Origin of the sequence: Chroogloeocystis siderophila 5.2 s.c.1 (assembly GCF_001904655.1) — a bacterium.
GTDB lineage: Bacteria > Cyanobacteriota > Cyanobacteriia > Cyanobacteriales > Chroococcidiopsidaceae > Chroogloeocystis > Chroogloeocystis siderophila.
Window position 1 is genome coordinate 107,889 of sequence record NZ_MRCC01000008.1, and the last position, 18,265, is coordinate 126,153.

The 18,265-nt window shown below is 43.5% G+C and carries 23 protein-coding genes; 10 read left to right on the plus strand and 13 right to left on the minus strand.

Features of this window, described 5'->3' with window-relative positions; genetic code table 11:
• Position 1: 1 nt before the first annotated feature.
• The 4 genes from NIES1031_RS11335 to NIES1031_RS11350 all read right to left on the minus strand — a co-directional run bounded on the left by NIES1031_RS11335 (position 2) and on the right by NIES1031_RS11350 (position 2,815).
• On the minus strand, positions 2-340 hold the full coding sequence (locus tag NIES1031_RS11335) for a nitrile hydratase accessory protein (RefSeq protein WP_073549492.1): 339 nt from the start codon (positions 338-340) through the stop codon (positions 2-4).
• Between the two features lie 21 nt (positions 341-361).
• Positions 362-973 (minus strand): nitrile hydratase subunit alpha, encoded by a 612-nt coding sequence (nthA, locus tag NIES1031_RS11340; RefSeq protein ID WP_073549493.1) that lies wholly within the window; start codon positions 971-973, stop codon positions 362-364.
• A 30-nt stretch (positions 974-1,003) separates the two neighbouring features.
• Positions 1,004-1,726, minus strand: coding sequence for a nitrile hydratase subunit beta (nthB, locus tag NIES1031_RS11345; RefSeq protein ID WP_073549494.1), 723 nt, complete (start codon positions 1,724-1,726; stop codon positions 1,004-1,006).
• A 120-nt stretch (positions 1,727-1,846) separates the two neighbouring features.
• A complete protein-coding gene (locus NIES1031_RS11350; protein ID WP_073549495.1) occupies positions 1,847-2,815 on the minus strand; it encodes a CobW family GTP-binding protein in 969 nt (322 codons plus the stop codon).
• 274 nt (positions 2,816-3,089) lie between these two features.
• Between NIES1031_RS11350 and NIES1031_RS11355 the strand changes: the two genes are divergently transcribed.
• Both NIES1031_RS11355 and NIES1031_RS11360 read left to right on the plus strand, forming a co-directional pair.
• On the plus strand, positions 3,090-4,589 hold the full coding sequence (locus NIES1031_RS11355; protein ID WP_218596769.1) for an amidase: 1,500 nt from the start codon (positions 3,090-3,092) through the stop codon (positions 4,587-4,589).
• 14 nt (positions 4,590-4,603) lie between these two features.
• Positions 4,604-5,770 (plus strand): acetamidase/formamidase family protein, encoded by a 1,167-nt coding sequence (locus tag NIES1031_RS11360; RefSeq protein ID WP_073549497.1) that lies wholly within the window; start codon positions 4,604-4,606, stop codon positions 5,768-5,770.
• A 270-nt stretch (positions 5,771-6,040) separates the two neighbouring features.
• Here the strand turns inward: NIES1031_RS11360 and NIES1031_RS26025 are convergent, their stop codons facing one another.
• Complete coding sequence (locus NIES1031_RS26025; RefSeq protein ID WP_269086004.1) at positions 6,041-6,175, minus strand: hypothetical protein; 135 nt, start codon at positions 6,173-6,175, stop codon at positions 6,041-6,043.
• On the opposite strand from NIES1031_RS26025, the gene NIES1031_RS26365 reads away from it, so the two are divergent.
• From NIES1031_RS26365 to NIES1031_RS11380, 5 genes are all read left to right on the plus strand, one after another.
• Positions 6,153-6,305 carry a hypothetical protein gene (locus NIES1031_RS26365; protein ID WP_084544316.1) on the plus strand — a complete coding sequence of 51 codons (153 nt, stop codon included), beginning with the start codon at positions 6,153-6,155 and terminating at the stop codon, positions 6,303-6,305. The two genes, NIES1031_RS26025 and NIES1031_RS26365, sit on opposite strands and share 23 nt — an antisense overlap.
• A complete protein-coding gene (locus NIES1031_RS11370; RefSeq protein WP_218596786.1) occupies positions 6,253-6,678 on the plus strand; it encodes a gamma-glutamyltransferase in 426 nt (141 codons plus the stop codon). The genes NIES1031_RS26365 and NIES1031_RS11370 overlap by 53 nt, the downstream gene beginning before the upstream one ends.
• Positions 6,679-6,694: 16 nt before the next feature.
• Positions 6,695-6,841, plus strand: coding sequence for a hypothetical protein (locus NIES1031_RS24925; protein ID WP_218596770.1), 147 nt, complete (start codon positions 6,695-6,697; stop codon positions 6,839-6,841).
• A 187-nt stretch (positions 6,842-7,028) separates the two neighbouring features.
• The gene (locus tag NIES1031_RS11375) at positions 7,029-7,595 is read left to right on the plus strand and encodes a 5-formyltetrahydrofolate cyclo-ligase (protein WP_073549498.1); all 567 of its coding nucleotides are present in this window, start codon (positions 7,029-7,031) and stop codon (positions 7,593-7,595) included.
• 551 nt (positions 7,596-8,146) lie between these two features.
• Positions 8,147-8,911 carry a carbohydrate ABC transporter permease gene (locus NIES1031_RS11380; RefSeq protein WP_407919497.1) on the plus strand — a complete coding sequence of 255 codons (765 nt, stop codon included), beginning with the start codon at positions 8,147-8,149 and terminating at the stop codon, positions 8,909-8,911.
• Here the strand turns inward: NIES1031_RS11380 and NIES1031_RS11385 are convergent.
• The 6 genes from NIES1031_RS11385 to glyA all read right to left on the minus strand — a co-directional run bounded on the left by NIES1031_RS11385 (position 8,908) and on the right by glyA (position 14,498).
• Positions 8,908-9,768 carry an ADP-ribosylglycohydrolase family protein gene (locus NIES1031_RS11385; protein WP_073549500.1) on the minus strand — a complete coding sequence of 287 codons (861 nt, stop codon included), beginning with the start codon at positions 9,766-9,768 and terminating at the stop codon, positions 8,908-8,910. The genes NIES1031_RS11380 and NIES1031_RS11385 overlap by 4 nt on opposite strands.
• A 3-nt stretch (positions 9,769-9,771) precedes the next feature.
• Complete coding sequence (gene aroQ, locus NIES1031_RS11390) at positions 9,772-10,209, minus strand: type II 3-dehydroquinate dehydratase (RefSeq protein ID WP_015189308.1); 438 nt, start codon at positions 10,207-10,209, stop codon at positions 9,772-9,774.
• A 23-nt stretch (positions 10,210-10,232) separates the two neighbouring features.
• Positions 10,233-10,367 (minus strand): hypothetical protein, encoded by a 135-nt coding sequence (locus NIES1031_RS26030; protein ID WP_015189307.1) that lies wholly within the window; start codon positions 10,365-10,367, stop codon positions 10,233-10,235.
• Positions 10,368-10,646: 279 nt separating this feature from the next.
• On the minus strand, positions 10,647-11,903 hold the full coding sequence (locus NIES1031_RS11395; RefSeq protein ID WP_073549501.1) for a competence/damage-inducible protein A: 1,257 nt from the start codon (positions 11,901-11,903) through the stop codon (positions 10,647-10,649).
• A gap of 71 nt (positions 11,904-11,974) precedes the next feature.
• The gene (locus tag NIES1031_RS11400; protein ID WP_073549502.1) at positions 11,975-13,018 is read right to left on the minus strand and encodes a glycosyltransferase family 4 protein; all 1,044 of its coding nucleotides are present in this window, start codon (positions 13,016-13,018) and stop codon (positions 11,975-11,977) included.
• A gap of 196 nt (positions 13,019-13,214) precedes the next feature.
• Complete coding sequence (gene glyA / locus NIES1031_RS11405) at positions 13,215-14,498, minus strand: serine hydroxymethyltransferase (protein WP_073549503.1); 1,284 nt, start codon at positions 14,496-14,498, stop codon at positions 13,215-13,217.
• 237 nt (positions 14,499-14,735) lie between these two features.
• On the opposite strand from glyA, the gene NIES1031_RS11410 reads away from it, so the two are divergent.
• Both NIES1031_RS11410 and NIES1031_RS11415 read left to right on the plus strand, forming a co-directional pair.
• Positions 14,736-14,933 (plus strand): hypothetical protein, encoded by a 198-nt coding sequence (locus NIES1031_RS11410; RefSeq protein ID WP_015189303.1) that lies wholly within the window; start codon positions 14,736-14,738, stop codon positions 14,931-14,933.
• Positions 14,934-15,055: 122 nt separating this feature from the next.
• Positions 15,056-15,550 (plus strand): Tic20 family protein, encoded by a 495-nt coding sequence (locus NIES1031_RS11415; protein WP_073549504.1) that lies wholly within the window; start codon positions 15,056-15,058, stop codon positions 15,548-15,550.
• Here the strand turns inward: NIES1031_RS11415 and NIES1031_RS11420 are convergent.
• A complete protein-coding gene (locus NIES1031_RS11420; protein ID WP_073549505.1) occupies positions 15,547-16,350 on the minus strand; it encodes a fumarylacetoacetate hydrolase family protein in 804 nt (267 codons plus the stop codon). The genes NIES1031_RS11415 and NIES1031_RS11420 overlap by 4 nt on opposite strands.
• Before the next feature lie 277 nt (positions 16,351-16,627).
• On the opposite strand from NIES1031_RS11420, the gene rpsF reads away from it, so the two are divergent.
• Positions 16,628-16,969, plus strand: coding sequence for a 30S ribosomal protein S6 (gene rpsF, locus NIES1031_RS11425; RefSeq protein WP_143167763.1), 342 nt, complete (start codon positions 16,628-16,630; stop codon positions 16,967-16,969).
• A 448-nt stretch (positions 16,970-17,417) separates the two neighbouring features.
• Here rpsF and NIES1031_RS11430 read toward each other — a convergent pair whose 3' ends face one another.
• Positions 17,418-17,768, minus strand: a complete 351-nt coding sequence (locus NIES1031_RS11430) for an STAS domain-containing protein (RefSeq protein ID WP_073549507.1) — start codon at positions 17,766-17,768, stop codon at positions 17,418-17,420.
• Positions 17,769-18,265 lie beyond the last annotated feature (497 nt).

Sequence of the window (18,265 nt, forward strand, 5' to 3'; positions counted from 1 at the left end):
ACTATCGCTCAAGTAGCTGCTGAGTTCTTGTCTCGAGTTCTTGCGTGTCAATGAGATTGAGTTCTAGTACTAAGCGTTCCAAAGCAAGAAGCCAACGTTGGTAGTAATCCCAATTTGGATCGTCTAAATAGTGGCTTGCTTCCCATTCGGCGATCGCCGCGATTAATTCCTGACGAAAATCCTCCCACTCGTAGTGTCCTTTTTTAGAAAGTGCGATCGCGATTCCAAAGGCACGACTTTCCCAATCGCTTTGAAATAATAACTCCCCATTACTGCGAGGCGGTGCATCTTGGCTTCCCAGCATACTTGCAGTCACAAACTGCTCAAACTTAATCTGCATTTGGCACTCTACTTGCTGATTCTAACTACTCTGAGAAATTTGGACTTTCGCTGCACCTTGCATGGCTTCTGGAGTGACTATTGCAGCGAGTTGTTCTTCTGTCCATCCTTCTGTACCTGCGGGGCGTTCTGGAATGACGAACCAGCGAATTTGCGCACTTGTATCCCACACGCGTACTTCAGTTGATTCAGGAATGTCTAATCCGAACTCTTGTAAGACTTTTCTGGGTTCTCTAATTGCTCTGGCGCGAAATGTGGGATCTTTGAACCAGTAGGGAGGTAAGCCGAGAACGGGCCAAGGATAGCAGGAACACAGAGTACATACAATTAAGTTGTGTACGTCTGGAGTATTTTCGACTGCTTTCATATGTTCGCCCTCAGCACCCGCCATGCCACGTGGTAAATTCATTTGTGCGATCGCCGCAGGTGTATCTTCGAGTAAGCGTTGCTTGAATTCAGGATCTACCCATGCTTTGGCGACAATCTTAGCACCGTTAAATGGTCCCATATCCTTTTCAAAGAAGTCGATGACTTTATCAACCGTTTCACTGGTAATAATTCCTTTTTCAATCAGCAGAGATTCTAAAGCTTTTACACGGGCTGCATTATAGGCTTCTCTGCTACTGTCGCTCATGACTTTAAATTCCTCACAAAATGAACACCTTCAACTTGGGTCTTCGATATATGCTTCGTAGATATCTGCGTAAATCCAGGTTTTTGGTTCTGTCAAATTACCCCAAATCTCATGGGAATCAAACTTGATACTGTAAATAGGCATTGGATCTCCCACACCATCTCCTGTCTGTAAAGGATAATTGTAAGCACCTTCGTAAACTGTTTCGATGACTCCCTGTTTATTTCGCAAGTATCCTGGTAATTTGCAATGTTCAGTTGGTAAGGGATTTTTGATCGTTACTGCATCACCTACGCTGAACTTAGGTTTTAGATCTTCTACCTTGCACTTGGGCGAATCTCCCACACGCAGATACTCAATCACTTGATTATCAATTGCAGGCTCGGTGTTATGGGGTAGAGGTGTATCAGATTTTTCTAAAAATACTTCAGTTTTCGTTTCAAGTTCTGCTGTAGAAATGTATCCTGATTCAATAAAAAAACTGGAAATACCTCCAAGCCATTTCTCGTAGTAGCGGTACTTGAAGTAGTCAAAAGGGTTCATTCCTTCAGCAAGTTTGCGCAAATTTGCCCACGTCCAGATACTTTTGAATTGAGTAGGTGTTACCTTAGCAGCTTCTAAGTGTTGACTAAGCGCCATCATCGCCACATGGATACCAAAAATTCGCTTTTCCCAAGGTTGGACAAAAACGCGCTTCTCGAAGTTGATGCGTCCTAATCCCTCAAGTCCACCAAGATAATGCTGAAGTTTCATTCAATTCTGCGGGTAAGAGTCGCATTACATATTGAGTTAAAGCGATTACAACTTACCAAAAGTTCTTGCAGCATTTTGTAAGAAAAATTACGGTTGGTGCAAACAAATGGTGAAAAATTTTTAAGCTAAGCAGTTACGAAATTCTTGTTTTAGCTGATTTTCATCTAAGTTGCGACCAATGAACACCAATTCATTTTTGCGGCTCTCTCCTGGTTTCCAAGGGCGACCTGGTCTACCATCGAGTAGCATATGGATGCCTTGAAAGACAAAGCGTCGATCTTCTGAATCAACATTTAGGATACCTTTGAGCCGAAAAATGTTTTGACCTTGAGTTTGCGTTAATTGATTTAACCAGTTGGTTAACTTATCGCTGTCAACGATTCCCGTTTGGGCGATCGCAACTGAACTAATAGAACGATCGTGTTCGTGAGCATCTTCCTCCAAAAAATTGGAATCAATTGACAAAGCATTCTTCAAATCAAAGGCTTTAACTCCTAAAATGCCCTCAATGTTCAAGTTGCAGTTTTGAGTATGATACAACTTAGCGAATGCATTGATTTCTCGAACTCGTTTTTCTAGTTCTTGCAATTGTGGTTGTGAAACAAGGTCAATTTTATTAATCAAAACCACATCGGCAAAAGCAATTTGCTCTTGTGCTTCGTTACTATCCCAATGATGGCAGATATGTTTGGCGTCAACAACAGTAACAACAGCATCAAGTTCGGCGTGCGATCGCATCACTTCATCGACAAAAAAAGATTGAATCACAGGTGCAGGGTCAGCCAATCCTGTTGTTTCAATGACCAAGTAGTCAAATTTGTCTCGTTTTTGCATCAAGCTGTTAACAATCCGAATCAGGTCGCCGCGTACTGTACAGCAGATACAACCATTGTTCATCTCTAAAATTTCTTCATCAGTATCGATAACTAACTGAGCGTCAATACCTATTTCTCCAAATTCATTGACAATTACTGCTACTTTCTTCCCATGTTTATGAGTAAGAATACGATTTAAAAGCGTAGTTTTTCCAGCACCCAAATAGCCTGTAATAACGGTAACTGGTGTAGGTTTTACTTTTAGATAAGCCATAATTCTAGCTTGTTAATTCCTCAAAATAATAAGCGCTTTTCATTGTTATTGATAGTAATTTTAACAAAGTTATTCCATCGTATTAGTTATTACAAAGCCATAAATGCTGTATTTAGATATACAGTATCTCCAGAGAAAATCAGTAATTCTTACTTCAGGAGATTACTTTTGTGTTGCTATTTTCGTCAGCGTGTCAGCAATAAATTCTTGAAGAAATAAGAACAAAAGTAGTTAAATCGACATTCACAAAATTTTGCGGGAGGATCTGATGGTCGTGAAGAAACCTACACTCGGCGAACTAGATCGGATTTCTCAACAATACCACCTTGAATTAACGCCAGACGACCTTGCTTCTTTTCAATCACTCATGAGTGGCACATTAGCGTCGTACAGTAGATTAGACGAGCTAACCGAGCCAACATTACCTGTCAAATATCCTCGTACTCCAGGCTATCGACCGCTACCACACGAGAATCCATATAATGCATGGTACTGGAAGACTTCTATTAAAGGTGCTGCATCAGGAATATTAACAGGTAAGGCGATCGCCATTAAAGATAATGTTTGCGTAGCTGGCGTGCCAATGATGAATGGTACTGCCGTGTTAGAAGGCTACGTCCCCGAAGTTGATGCCACAATTGTGAAGCGGATATTAGATGCTGGCGGTGAAATTGCAGGTAAGGCTGTCTGTGAAAGTTTGTGTTTTTCTGGTAGCAGCTTTACTGCAGATACAGGTGCTGTCCGCAATCCACATGACGAAAGCCGCACTGCTGGTGGTTCTTCGAGTGGTAGCGCTGCACTCGTCGCGGGTGGAGTTGTTGATATGGCAATCGGCGGCGATCAGGGAGGTTCGATTAGAATTCCTGCGAGTTGGTGTGGCATTGTCGGATTAAAGCCAACGTACGGATTAGTACCTTATACGGGGATTTTTCCGATTGAGCTAACCCTCGATCATACAGGACCAATGGCACGAACGGTGCAAGATGTCGCGCTACTATTAGAAGCGATCGCCGGTGCAGATGGTTTAGATCCTCGACAATACAACGTGCAAACAGCGCCTTACACTGCATCTTTAACGGGAGAAGCGAACAATATTCGGGTAGGAATTGTGAAAGAAGGTTTTGGCATTCTAGGATTATCCGAAGCTGACGTTGATGAAATCGTCATGGAAGCTGCTTATCGTTTAGAAAAAGTAGGGTGCAAAGTCAGTGAGATTTCAATTCCCATGCACCGCGATGGTTTGCATATTTGGACTCCTATTGCTACCGAAGGTGCAACAATGCTTATGGTTAAGGGCAATAGCATGGGAACCAATTGGAAAGGACACTATACAACAAGCTTGTTAGACGTCTACGCGCGCGGTTGGCAAAGTCGGGCTGATGATTTGTCTGAAACAACAAAGTTAGTGTTGCTTGCGGGTCAATATATGCAAGATAAATATCATGGTCGTTATTATGCGAAAGCCCAAAACCTAGGAAGGTTGCTGAAAAATACTTACGATGCTGCCTTACAAGAGTGCGATGTCTTAGTTATGCCGACATTACCGCTAAAAGCAACTAAATTACCTGCAAGTGATGCTTCGCGCGAAGAACGCATTGCTAGAGCTTTAGAAATGTTGCCCAACACTGCGCCATTTGACGTTACCGGACATCCAGCACTTTCAATCAATGCGGGAATGTCAGCAGGATTACCTGTGGGAATGATGCTTGTTGGTCGCTACTGGGATGAAACCACTGTGTTACGGGTAGCTCATGCTTTTGAGCAGCTAAACTAAATGCAATTCAAATTATGAGTAATGTTACTTTTATTTCGCGAACTGGTTTTCAAGCTAAAAACGATCCAAATTGTTTTAATCGACTGCATCCAGCCCTAAAACCTGTAGCTCATGCTAAACCTGGTGAGTTAATTGTCTTTGAAACTCGCGATGCATTTGACAATCAATTTTCACCAAAATCGACTCCAGAGCAAGTTGCTTTTGCGGATCTCAATTTAGTTCACCCCATGACTGGACCTGTATATATTGAAGGTGCTGAACGGGGAGACGTCTTGGCTGTTACTTTAGTTGATATTGAACCAGACGAGTACGGCTATACCGTTATTGTGCCTGGATTTGGGTTTTTACGCGACCAATTTAGCGAGCCATTCATCGCTAATTGGCAATTAGATCGTTTGAGTGCTACTTCCGAGCAAATTCCAGGCGTAAAAATTTCCATGTGCGCCTTTCCAGGTTCTATTGGTGTTTTGCCAGGAGAAATTGAACTTGAAAAAGCTTTGGCACGGGAGGCACAACTTGCGCAAGCAGGGGGTTTTGTCTTGTTACCGAATGCAGCAGGTGCAATTCCTGCCGATTTATTTGGCGAACAGGGAGCGCACAAAGACAAAGCATTACGAACTATTCCCCCGCGCGAGTTCGGTGGCAATATGGACATCAAACAGATGCAAGTCGGTACAACATTGTTGTTTCCCTGCTTTGTCGAAGGTGGTGGGTTATGGTGTGGAGACGTTCACTATGCTCAAGGCGACGGCGAGGTATCAGGAACAGCAATTGAAATGGCTGCTCGCGTGAGTGTCCGCACTGAAATTCGCAAAGGATGGGGCGAGTATGTCAAGTTTCCCCAATTTGAAGGCGGTATACAACTGCAACGAACTGAACCTACTAAGTTTTATGCAACGACGGGAATTCCACTCAAAGCACGAGGAGAACTACCACCGCATCTTGCCTATTTAGATAGCCCGAAAGCCGCAGCATTAGAAAACTTGTCTGAAGATTTGACCCTAGCAACGCGCAATGCTTTGTTACAGATGATTGACTATTTAGTGCAACAACGCGGTTACACCAGAGAGCAAGCTTTAATTATTGCCGCAGTAGCCGTCGATTTGCGGATTGGTCAGTTAGTTGATGTGCCGAACTATGTTGTTTCTGCTGTACTTCCACTCAATATTTTTGGTGATTGAACTTGATGCAACGCAGCGGTAGGAAGCAGAAGGTTTTAATGATCTAGACATCCTTCTATCTTGAGACGCGCTAAGTAACAAATACAATGTTGTCGAAAGCCCTTTACCTTCATACTTCTGTTTTTAAAAAATCAATTTAGACGTGAGGAAGTGTAGGTGTACAAAATTCCACGCCGCTCGTTTCTAACTTCATCGCTGGCACTAATGAGTTGTGGTGCTGCGATCGCTAGTCATACTATATAGAGTACATTCAGCACAAGTTCCAGCGGATCAGTTGGCACGCTCAAAACGAGGAATGGTTACGACTCCACATGACTTAGCTAGCCGTGCAGGGTTATAAGTCTTAGCCGCCGGAGGTAATGCAATCGAGGCAGCGATCGCAATGGGTGCTGTTTTATGCGTCACCTATCCGCATTTTTCTGGAATTGGCGGCGATGCCTTTTTCGTCACATTTCCGACCGCAAAGGTAATCTCAAGACGCTATCAGGGGTGGGACAGGCAGCACAAACCCCGCTCAACTATTCAGGCTCAATGATAGCCAAGGAAATTGTGTCAGCGTCCTGCAAACAGTGTACTTTGATTGGGGTAGTCGTGTTGTTGTTGGCGGTACAGGCATTCTTTGGCATAACCGAAGTGCTTCTTTTAGTCTCGACCCCAAACATCACAATGTGCTTCAACCAGGTAAACGTCCGTTTCACACCTTAAATCCTGGGATGTATCTTGTGCCGCGTATTCTTTACGGTACGCAAGGTGCTGATGGTCAACCGCAAACGCTTGCTACAGTCTTGACACGGATAATTGACTACAAAATGAATCCTTTAGCAGCACTTGCACGCCCGCGCTTTTTACTTGGTAAAACTTTCTCTGAAAGCCGCGACACTCTTAAAGTTAGAACAAGACGCAGGTGAGGAAACATTCAAAGAATTGGCAGCACGCGGACACGAAATCAGTCCAATTCCAGCACAAAGCCCACTAGCCGGACATCCTGGAGCAATTAGTATTGCAGCAGATGGTACGATAACGGGCGCTCACGATCTGCGTAGCGATGGTATTGCACTCGGAATGTCTTAAAGAATTAACATTAGGGATCTAAATACTTATCTTGCACGCGTTTGCTCAAAGCAACATAACAACATTCACCGCTGTATATTGTATTGAATCGAGATACAATAGTTGCCATTGCTGCAACGCAGCCGATTTTGTTTTTAAATGCAGTTTCAGCTTTATTAAATTCAACTCAATCTGTCAAATTATAAGGGTGATTATTCAAGCTACAAATAAAACAGAATTACGCCGTTTGCTACTTCAAAAGCGGCAATCTATGACACTGCAAGAGTGGCAAGAAAAAAGCGATCGCATTTGTTTTCACCTCCAATCATCATCCTTATTTGTTCAAGCAAAAACTGTTCTTAGCTATTTCAGTTTTCGTTGGGAGCCAGAGCTTAACGCGTTATTTAGCATTAATAAAACTTGGGGCTTGCCGCGCTGTGTCAACAAATCACTGATTTGGCATTCTTGGAACCCAGGAGATGATATTCAATTAGGAGCCTATAACATTCCTGAACCTCACTCACGTGCGCCACTCATTGATGTTAACGAAGTCGATTTAATTCTCGTTCCCGCGATCGCTTGCGATACCCAAGGATATCGCTTAGGTTATGGGGGCGGTTTCTATGATCGCTTGCTTAGTTGTCCTGAATGGGCATCGAAGCCCACGATTGGAATTACGTTTAATTTCGCTTATTTACATCAGTTGCCTGTTGAAGCTTGGGATGAACCTCTACATGGTGTTTGTACAGAAAATGGCTTAAAAATAATGCGATGAAATTCATCTTAGTTTTGTTTTGCCCAGCGCAGAGGACGATTGTCCCCTGCGCTCCAACTACATACTTTTAAGCAAGTATTTAGTTAGAAAAATACAATTACTACAATATGGCATTTTTTAAACAAAGTCAATAGTTTTTATTAGATAAAAGTTGATTTATTCAAAATATTAAAGTTAGTTGAGGAGTTTTTGGAAAATTTTAGTTTTGATGATTAAATTTACTTGAAAGATTTTTCATACCACTACACGACCGTGAAAATAACGTTTGTTTACGCAGTACATCAGAAGAATTTTAGGAGTTGGCAAAATTTAAATAAGGCAACGAATAGAGATTTTGATAAACAATTTAGGAGCGCGGCTCAAAAACTACATGATACAGAACCGACTTCTCTTTCCTTGGCTAAATGGTGGTATTTTTATTTCCATACATTAGTGACATTGCGTGATAGCAGATGAGTAGAATCAAAGCCCAACCACAACTCAATCGAAATCAACGCACGTTGGCGAGATATGTGTTGCTGTATGGGTTATTAGGGGCGATCGCGATTGTTATGTTGTTTCCCCTACTCTGGCTCATTAGCACTGCCTTCAAATCGTCCAGCGAAAATATATTTCAATTTCCACCACAGTTGCTACCGAGTCAGCCGACGGTAGAGAATTTTGTGCAAGTTTGGCAGACAAATCCTTTTGGACGATATTTATTTAACAGTACTCTCGTTGCGATTCTGACGGTAACGCTCAATTTACTTTTCTGTGCATTAGCCGCATATCCGCTAGCAAGACTAGACTTTCGTGGGAGAGACTGGATGTTCACAGCAATTGTCGCGACAATTATGATTCCTTTTCAGATTGTGATGATTCCCTTGTATATTCTTACCGTTCAGTTGGGGATGCGCAACAGCTATTTAGGAATCATTTTTCCGGCGCTGGCTTCGGCGTTTGGTATTTTTCTTTTGCGACAAGCTTTTCAAGGCGTTCCCAAAGAAATGGAAGAGGCGGCAAGAATTGATGGTTGTTCGGAGTTAGGGTTATGGTGGTTTGTAATGCTACCCGCGATTCGTCCAGCATTAGTAACGTTAGCTATTTTTGTGTTTATTGGTTCTTGGAGTGACTTTTTGTGGCCTTTGATTGTCATTGATCGACCAGAATTTTATACTCTACCTTTAGGGGTAGCAACGCTAGCAGGGACGTTTTCACTCGATTGGCGATTAATTGCCGCAGGTTCTGTCATCTCAATTGCGCCTGTGATTCTGGTATTCTTACTATTACAGCGCTACATCGTGCCAACTGAAACAGCCAGTGGAGTCAAGGGTTAACGCGGACGAATAACTTGCGGAGCCGCGATCGCCGTTGGTAGAGAGTCATCAATAGTTGTATTGTAAGCTCCTGACCACGCTGCGACCAACGTATCACATAGCCGTAACAATTCGGCTTCGCTTTGCATACCCCATACTGCAAGAAATTGATGATCGCGCGCTAATGCTAGCCGCCAAGGGAGCGGAATACTAGTGGTACCGTTGTGTACTCCTGATAAAGCACCGACAATCGAACTGATAGCGGGCGATCGCTGACTAAGATGCGCAGCACGCCTGAGTGATAGTGAAAAGTCTTCTGGAGTACTTAAATAACAGTAAAACGCTAAAGCGATCGCGCTAGTTGGTTGCGCTTCTCCCAAAACCGCGATCGCCTTTGCTAAGCTTGCTTGATGTTTTAATAAACTTTGTACCTGTACAAGCTGTTGAGTCAGTTGTAATTGAGGTGCTGCGATGAACTGAATTACTCGCTCTATCAAGTTGGCTGGTGGCATTTCTCTTAAAGACGATGCGATCACATAACCAACCGCTAGAACTCCCGCGATTATTTCTGGGTCGTTTTGCCATGCAACAAATTGCTGCAAATGAGCTTGCAATCGAGTTTCGTTTTCGTGATAAAAAAGCGTGATCGGCAACGTTGCGATAATAACTTTGACCGAGTGACTTGTTTTACTTTGGCTTGCGGGGTAAGATAAGTTTCCCTGTCGAATCAAGCTTTGCGCGACTTCAGTTGCTAGACGTTCCCACGTACAATCGGCTGCTTTTATTTGTGCGTCTTTACTAGAAGCTTGTGTTAGCATTCCTCCAATCGCTGCGCCTAGCAGAGTACCGCGAAATCGACTACCGAGTGAGTAACGCATTCATCAGCCACTCAGGTAATGAACTAGTGCTTGCAACCCCAAGCGATAACTCTCAGCACCAAAGCCACTAATTTGCCCTAATACAACGGGTGCAATATAAGAATGGTGGCGAAAAGCTTCGCGTTGGTAGATGTTACTAAGATGAACTTCTACAGTTGGTAACTTAACAGCAGCGATCGCATCCCGTATTGCCACACTCGTATGTGTATACGCACCAGCGTTAATTAGTATTCCTTGGTGTTTTTCTCTAGCCGCGTGAATTGCATCGATCAAACTGCCTTCATGATTTGATTGCAGCGCTGCCACAACTACACCTAGACTTTTTGCTTCTTTCTTCAAGAGGTCATTAATATCTTCTAGCGTAGTAGAGCCATAGACCTCTGGTTCGCGTTGCCCTAAAAGATTGAGGTTTGGTCCGTGTAGTACAAGAATACTGTGCAATGGCGACGACTCACAATGGACTACTAATAGCGGCGGCGGTCGTCAACGGGAATAGGAATTGGTTCGGGTTCTGGCTCAGCTTCTGGACCTAACAAAGTTTCTATTAGCCGCCGCGCCCATTCCTTTAACTTTTCCAGTACTTTTTCTAAGTAGTCCATTGACTCGAGTGCTCCTAAAATACGACCTGGTGTTGTTTCGCTGACTTATATGGAATGATGCCTGTACTTAAGTTTTAAGTTTGTAAGTGTTACTTATTATTAAACTTATCATATCAGCTGAAACTAGACTCATGACACTACAGACAGATATCTGGTTTAAATTGCCAAGCATTCCGAATATTCAGCATAGAGATTTTAATTATAATGGCAAGCTGTGCGAATTTGTGGTACGTGGCGATTCTTAACTTTTTCTTTATTAGTAGCGCTAGTTACACTTTCCTAAAATTGACTGTCAAGTAGCTTACGGCGTAAAGCGTCGAGCGCGGTACAGGCACTCAAGTGGCGAATTAAGGATCGCGATCGGTCTTGACCGTAGCGATGTTCAAAAGTTTGCACTGTGCCGTTTGCTTGAGCTAACCCAATATAGACTAAACCTACAGGCTTAGTAGGACTACCGCCATCAGGTCCAGCGATACCAGTAATGCTTAATCCCCAAGTTGTTCCCAAACGCGATCGCACTCCTTGTGCCATTTGGGCGGCGACTGTTGAACTGACGGCTCCTTCTTGAATTAAAGCTTGTGGATCGACGCCTAACAACGACACTTTAACTTGATTATCATAGGAAATAACTCCGCCCATAAAATAGCGCGAACTTCCAGAAACATCGGTCAACATTTGTCCCAATCCGCCACCTGTACAAGATTCAGCAACACTAAGCGTCGCATTTGCTTGTTGCAATAATTGCCCGACCACAGAAGCTAACGAGTCATCATCTTGACCGTAATAATTTAACCCACCAATCGTTTGTAGTTGCTGTGCGATCGGTGCGATCAATTCTTCCGCAGCGGCGAGTGAAGTGGCTTTAGCGCAGATGCGTAATTTTACTTCGCCACGGCTAGCATAGGGAGCAACTGTGGGATTCGGTAAGTTAAGAAATGCTGATACTTTTTCTGCTAAAGCTGACTCCGCGATTCCCCAAAACTTTAAGGTGCGACTAAAGATAATTTCTTGACCAAATCCTAAGGTTTTGAGATACGGTACCGCAGTTTCTTGCCACATACGCTGCATTTCTGATGGCACACCAGGGAAAGTTAAGATATGCAAATTAGAAGTTGGGGACCAAACGATTCCTGGTGCTGTACCAGCCGGATTCGGCAAAACGGTGGCTCCTTGCGGAATGAACGCTTGCTTGCGGTTACTCGGTGTCATTACTCGACCGCGAATCGCATATTTTCGGGCAATGTCTTCTAGAATTTCTGGATTTTCTACTAAAGGGACACCAAACAAATCGGCGAGAGTTTCGGTTGTCAAATCATCAGGTGTTGGACCAAGCCCGCCCGTGAAAATGAGGATTTTTGAGCGCGCGATCGCAACTTCGACCACTTGCTTGAGTCGCGTAACGTTATCTCCCACAACTGTTTGATAGTAGTGAGGAATTCCTAGATTTGCGAGTTGCTGTGCCAGGTATTGGGCGTTTTTATTCAAAATATTGCCCAGGAGTAACTCAGTGCCAACACAAATAATTTCAGCAGTCATAGTATAAGCGTTTAGCCATTAGCGTTTAGCTATTAGCTATGAAGTAAGTTTTTACAGTCTACAGTTTCGACTCATGACCGAGCGTGCTTCCAGACTTGCCAGCTGGTGTAACTCAAAAGCGAGGTTCCCGCACACGCATAGGCAATACCACTCGGTATCCCAGCAAAAGCGAGTGCCAATGTCCCCACCCATAACGTCAACGAGTAAATGAATAAAACAGCAAATCGATGCGACAGCCCAGCACGTAATAGCCTGTGATGCAAATGGCGTTTATCTGCACTAAAAGGCGATTTTCCTTGCCGCAGGCGTGCCAGAATAACCGCAGACATATCAACAATTGGTACTGCCAAAATCAAATAAGGTAGCAGCACCGCCGTCACCGCCGCAGTCTTTACAAGTCCAATAATGCCGACACCAGCCAAAGTGAAGCCGATAAAATAAGCCCCGCCATCTCCCATAAAGATTTGAGCAGGATTAAAGTTGTAACGAAGAAACCCTAACGCACCACCAGCCAGCGCCGCTGCAATCAAAGCTGCTGCTGGTTGTTGCATCGATAGGGCGACAAATAGCATGACGGTAGCAGCAATTCCTGAAACTCCAGCCGCTAAGCCATCAAGACCATCAATCCAATTAATGGCATTTGCCATCCCGACCAACCAAATTACCGTGAAAGGCAAACTTAGCCAACCGAGTTGAATCAGTCCGACAAAAGGAATGCTCAAAAAATCAATATGTACCCCCATCTGCCAAACAACCCCTGCAACAATAACTTGGATAAGAAGCCGCAAGAACGGAGATAGATTCAACAAGTCGTCGGCTAAACCAATCAGGAAAAAGGCGATTCCACCGAGCGTCACACCCCAAACTTCCCACTCTTTCGTTGGTGGTAAGATGCCAAAGCCCCCAAGCGACCAAACTAGTAATAAAGCTACAATCGTCCCCGTAAAAATCGCAACTCCTCCTAGGCGTACCATAGGACGTTGATGCACTTTACGCTCGTTAGGTTGATCGACTCGTCCACTTTTGATGCCAATGGTCTTAACAATAGGAGTTGTCCAGAGGACGACGAAAGCAGAGACAACAAAGGCAATCAGATGGTATAGCTGAATAGGCATTGGTAGTTACTCAGTCACTAAAGCAACGTCTCAGCCAAAGTTTACCCGCATTTGCACAATTTATATCTACATTCAACACACAAAAGTCAAAAAGGGGTGTGGGGAGTGTGGGAGAGATTTAATTGTTATTGTTCTTTATTACTCGCTACCCAACTCCCTCTATTTTGTTTGCTACCCCCTATACCTGATCCCTTAATTAAGCTAATGCTGGTACTGGAATATTGAGATGTGGATAGAGTGGGAAGCGATCGCATAAATCTGCTACGCATTGGCGACAAGCTTGCGCGATGCTTTCATCTTCTGGGCGCAGTAGGCGATCAGCGATAATGTTTCCAATTGCGGTAAACTCCGCAGTTCCCATACCGCGTGTTGTCATTGCTGGTGATCCAAGGCGTAAACCACTCGTCACAAAGGGTGATTCTGGATCAAAGGGAACTGTATTTTTATTCGCAGTAATATTCACGCCACTCACTAACTGATCTGCCTGCTTACCCGTCATGCCAATACTGCGCAAATCAACAAGCATCAAGTGATTATCTGTACCACCAGAAACAATTTTAAAGCCTCTTGATTGTAACTGTGTCGCCAAAGCGCGGGCATTTTCAATAACTTGGGCGCTATAAGTTTTAAACTCTGGTTTGAGTGCTTCGCCAAAAGCAACGGCTTTCCCTGCAATGACGTGTTCTAAAGGGCCTCCTTGACTACCAGGAAACACTGATTTATCTAACTTTTTGCCTAATTCTGCATCGCGGGTAAGAATCAACCCACCGCGCGGACCGCGCAGCGTTTTGTGTGTAGTGGTGGTAACAACATCACAGTAGGGAATTGGGTTAGGATGTAAGCCACTTGCAATTAAACCAGCAATATGCGCAATATCAGCTAATAAGTAAGCCCCAATTTCATCAGCAATACTTCTAAATTTCTCGAAGTCAATAATGCGTGGGTACGCCGAGTAGCCGCAGATTAATAACTTAGGACGATGTTGACGCGCTAACTCGCGGATTTGGTCATAATCGAGTTTCTCGGTTTCTTGACTAACACCGTAATGGCAAACTTTAAACCACTTACCAGAGACATTCACGGGCGAACCATGCGTCAAATGTCCGCCATGGGATAAATCCATTCCCATGATCGTGTCTCCAGGTTCGAGCAGCGTTAGAAATACGGCAAAATTTGCTTGTGCTCCAGAATGCGGTTGGACGTTAGCATGGGCTGCACCAAAAAGTTGCTTAGCGCGGTCAATTGCTAGTTGTTCAACACCATCGATGTACTCGCAACCACCGTAATAACGCTTTCCTGGTAAGCCTTCGGCGTATTTGTTGGTGAGTACAGAGCCTTGCGCGGCTAAAACTGCTGCGGAAGTAAAGTTTTCGCTAGCAATTAACTCTAGATGATCGCGTTGGCGCTGAAGTTCTGAGTTAATTAAATCTGCAACAGTGGGATCTGTTTGGGCGAGAAAGTCTAAGTTATTACGAGTCACTTGCTAATATCCCTAAAAATAATTGAGAACTGTTTTTTATGACATCATCAATAGATTTTGCTAGCTAATTTTAGCGTTGATCGCACTTATGCGGTTCGTTTTTCACGTGCGATCGCGTTCTCTGCCTTTCATGAACGATCAGTATAATATTAAGCTGTGTATGCATTCTTACAGTATTTCTAGTTATCTACCATAAAATGGAATTAAGTCAATTAGGGGTTCTCTAGGAGGCAGTGGATGTTAGTGGTTTTGATAGAAGATCAAATCCTTGCCCCACATCAGGTTTGTCAAAGCTGTTTACTGGCGGATCAAAGCGGTCAACCCCGCTGGCGTCAAGGTCAACTCCGCTGTGGTCAAGCGCTGCATAAAATAGCAGCAAGCCAGCCAGACCAGTATCAGTGTATGATGGGCTTTCGGATCGCTAACATTGAATAACCTGTCAATCGCGCGCGTATATGAATACTCTAACTCAAGGAAATTGATCTCAGTAATTTCAAGAGAACAATAGACCTGCGTTATCCTGTAGCTTAGGGAAAGCAAAAAATGGGAGGAAAGTAATGGCTTGGCGCGGGTCAACGACAGTTTGGGACAGAATTTTTGGCAGCCTTGCTTATTTGTTACCGCTAGTCTATGTTGTAGGGCTACTGCTGCGTGTAGGAATACAAAATACGATTTTTGGTGAATTTCCTGCACTGAGGGTCATTTTAGTGCCTTTATTACCTCTAGTACAAATTTTCTTTGGCATACCGTTTGTCGGACTCATTATTTTCATTGTCTTATTCTTACTCGTGGTGAGAAACGAACGGGTGAGCCACTTTATCCGCTTCAACACGATGCAGGCAATTTTAATCACAGTTGCATTGTTTTTGTGCAGTATTTTAATGCAGATATTAGCACTAATTCCAGGCGCGACTTTTGCGATCGCTACAATCGCCAACACGATTTTTCTAGGCGTATTTATCGCCGCTGCTTACGCGGTGATTCAGTCATTACTTGGTCGTTATGCTGAAATTCCGGCAATATCAGACGCGGTGTATATGCAAGTCCGTTAAGCTTTCTCGAACGGTTGCACGACGGTGTATTCTCTAGAGATTACAGTATTTTCCAATCGACCAATTCCCTCAATTTCGACGACAACAAAATCGCCTAAGTGTAAAGGTCCGACACCGACAGGTGTTCCTGTGAGGATAACATCACCAGGCAGAAGTGTCATAATTTGACTAATGTAGGACACCAGAACATCTGGAGGAAACACCATCTGATCGACACTTGCCGATTGTACAGGAGCTTGTTCATTGATAAACGTCTGTAACCGCGCTCCAGGACTAAGTTCTCGGACTATCCAAGGACCTAAGGGGCAAAACGTATCAAATCCTTTAGCACGCGTCCATTGACCGTCACGTTGCTGAAGATCGCGCGCTGTTACATCATTCGCAATCGTGTAGCCCCAAATTTTGTTTTGCGCTTGTGTCGGCGTGCAGCTAAAAGTGCGATCGCCGATGATTAAGGCTAATTCGCCTTCGTAGTCTATCCGCTGCGCTTGCGCAGGATAAATGATTTCACCGCCAGTCGGAATAATTGCGGTTGATGGTTTAAGAAATAGTAATGGTTCTCTGGGTACGTCTGTCCCCATTTCTGCCGCATGGTCGGCATAGTTTTTCCCAACTGCAACAATTTTAGAGGGAGCACACGGAGCTAGAATCTTATAGCGATCTGGTTCTAAATGCAAATCCGTAGGCTGACCTTGCAACCACGGTGGAGCATCAAGAACCTGAACGCTTTGGCTAGGTTTGAGCAACCCGTAGTAAATCCGTCCCTCTTGATTTTGAACTCGGACGTAGCGCTGCGCCATAAAGTGCTGTTAATCTAGGTTTTGAGCTTAACTACTGCCAAAAACAGGCTGCGGTCAATTAATTACACCTCAGCATACATTGCATCGGTCGATCAACTTTGTAAGATATCATCTCATCTATGATTAACTTAGTTTTTTTTGCTCGCGGCGATCGCTAAATAAACTAAGTGATGGCATAAGGCACTAACTTTGCTAAAATTGTAATTCCTTGTTGCTGAGGTTGTGGTTCACAAGCACCCAACACCAAGCAGCCGCGTTGTCCATAAGGAAAACTCTTATCATGGCAAATTACGAAACAATGTACATCTTGCGTCCTGATCTCGCAGAAGAACAGGTCGAGCAAGCGGTTACAAGATACCAAAATATGCTCCAAGAGCAAGGAGCAACGCAAGTTGACATCCAAAATCGGGGTAAACGTCGCCTTGCTTACGAAATCGCTAGGCACCGTGAAGGTGTTTATGTTCAAATGAACTACCAAGCCCCTGGAACGGTTATTGCTCAACTAGAGCGCGCAATGCGATTGAGTGATGAGGTGATTCGCTACTTAACTATCAAGCAAGAATCCTCAGAAATCGAAGATTCCCAAGAATCTCCCGAAGAAGCAACAGCAATTAGCTAGCCGCTGATTAGGTACAGCATCATTACTCCCGCTGCTCAAGCCACACCAGGTAGAAAGCTGAAAGCGGGATAATGCCTTCATAGCCATAAAGGTGAGGTAATGGTATTTGCACTAGAACAAAATCTGTTTATATCAGTGACCAGCGCTTAGCGTAAATTTTTTAGATGCGCGATTGCTAAGATCTACTATTTCACACTTGAGAAATAGTTTGGTGCTACGGACTATTGAAAAAGTATATAGGTTCGATTGAGATTATGCTTCGGTTGTACAGCACTAGTAAGTTTATGAGTTAGCGCTCTCTCCTGCCAAAAACTAGCTGCACTACCAATTGTGATAATTATGAGCTTAGTGTTCAGAATAGTTGACTAGCGTTGCTTATTTCATAGTTTACATTAATTAAACTGCTCGCATAAATCAAAATATAGGCATTTATGTTCGCATAAAGTAACTAAGCAGCTAAAGCAGGAGTTTCAGTCAATGTCAAAACGGCGTTGTAGTCTTCACAAATTTCAAACACTGAATCAAGCTGAGTAAGTTCTAAAATTAACTTGACAGGTTCTGGTAAATGGCATAGCACTAATCGGCAACCGCTTTCACGCGCTGCTTTCAGTCCTGTTATCAAAGCTACTAAACCAGTACTATCCATAAAATCGACTTGCGATAAGTTGATTACCCATAGCGAATTACGCTGTACCATCAGGCGTGTCAATTGAGCCTCTAAGCGCTTACTACCGTCACAATCTAATCGTCCTTGAGGATGAAGTACAACCATGTAACCATTTTTGTGTGTAATATTCATATACCTTGTCGTTATGTGGTTAAGAAGTTGAGCGTAGAATTCAAAAAATTAAAAAGTTTCATCCTTTGGAAAAGCAGCTTGTAAAAATACCCATTCTATGAGTTGTTTTTTTATACGGATGCAGTTTTCAGATGAAACGAATGCTTGCGCCTATTTATGTAAAAGCAGCGGTTGCTTTTTATTTAGATGAGATGAAAGAAGTATGCCACTGAAAACACTAAATAGATTGTTGTTTTTGTAACATTACTTCAACTATCGCCCTATAATCGGAAGTATTGGTTTATGTCGTCATCAATAGCTCACGCTTGCTGACTTAATGCAATTCTACAGACATAGGTTTTAATCCCCCTACTATAAACACTGGTACAAAATGATTTCAGTAGTTTTGGGGAGCTTTACGGAATCTTTATGCGGCAGCGGCACTTATTTAAAGTTTTTGTGAAGTAGTAGTAGGACATAAAAGATTTTAAAGATAATTGAAGATTTTAGCCTTTGCG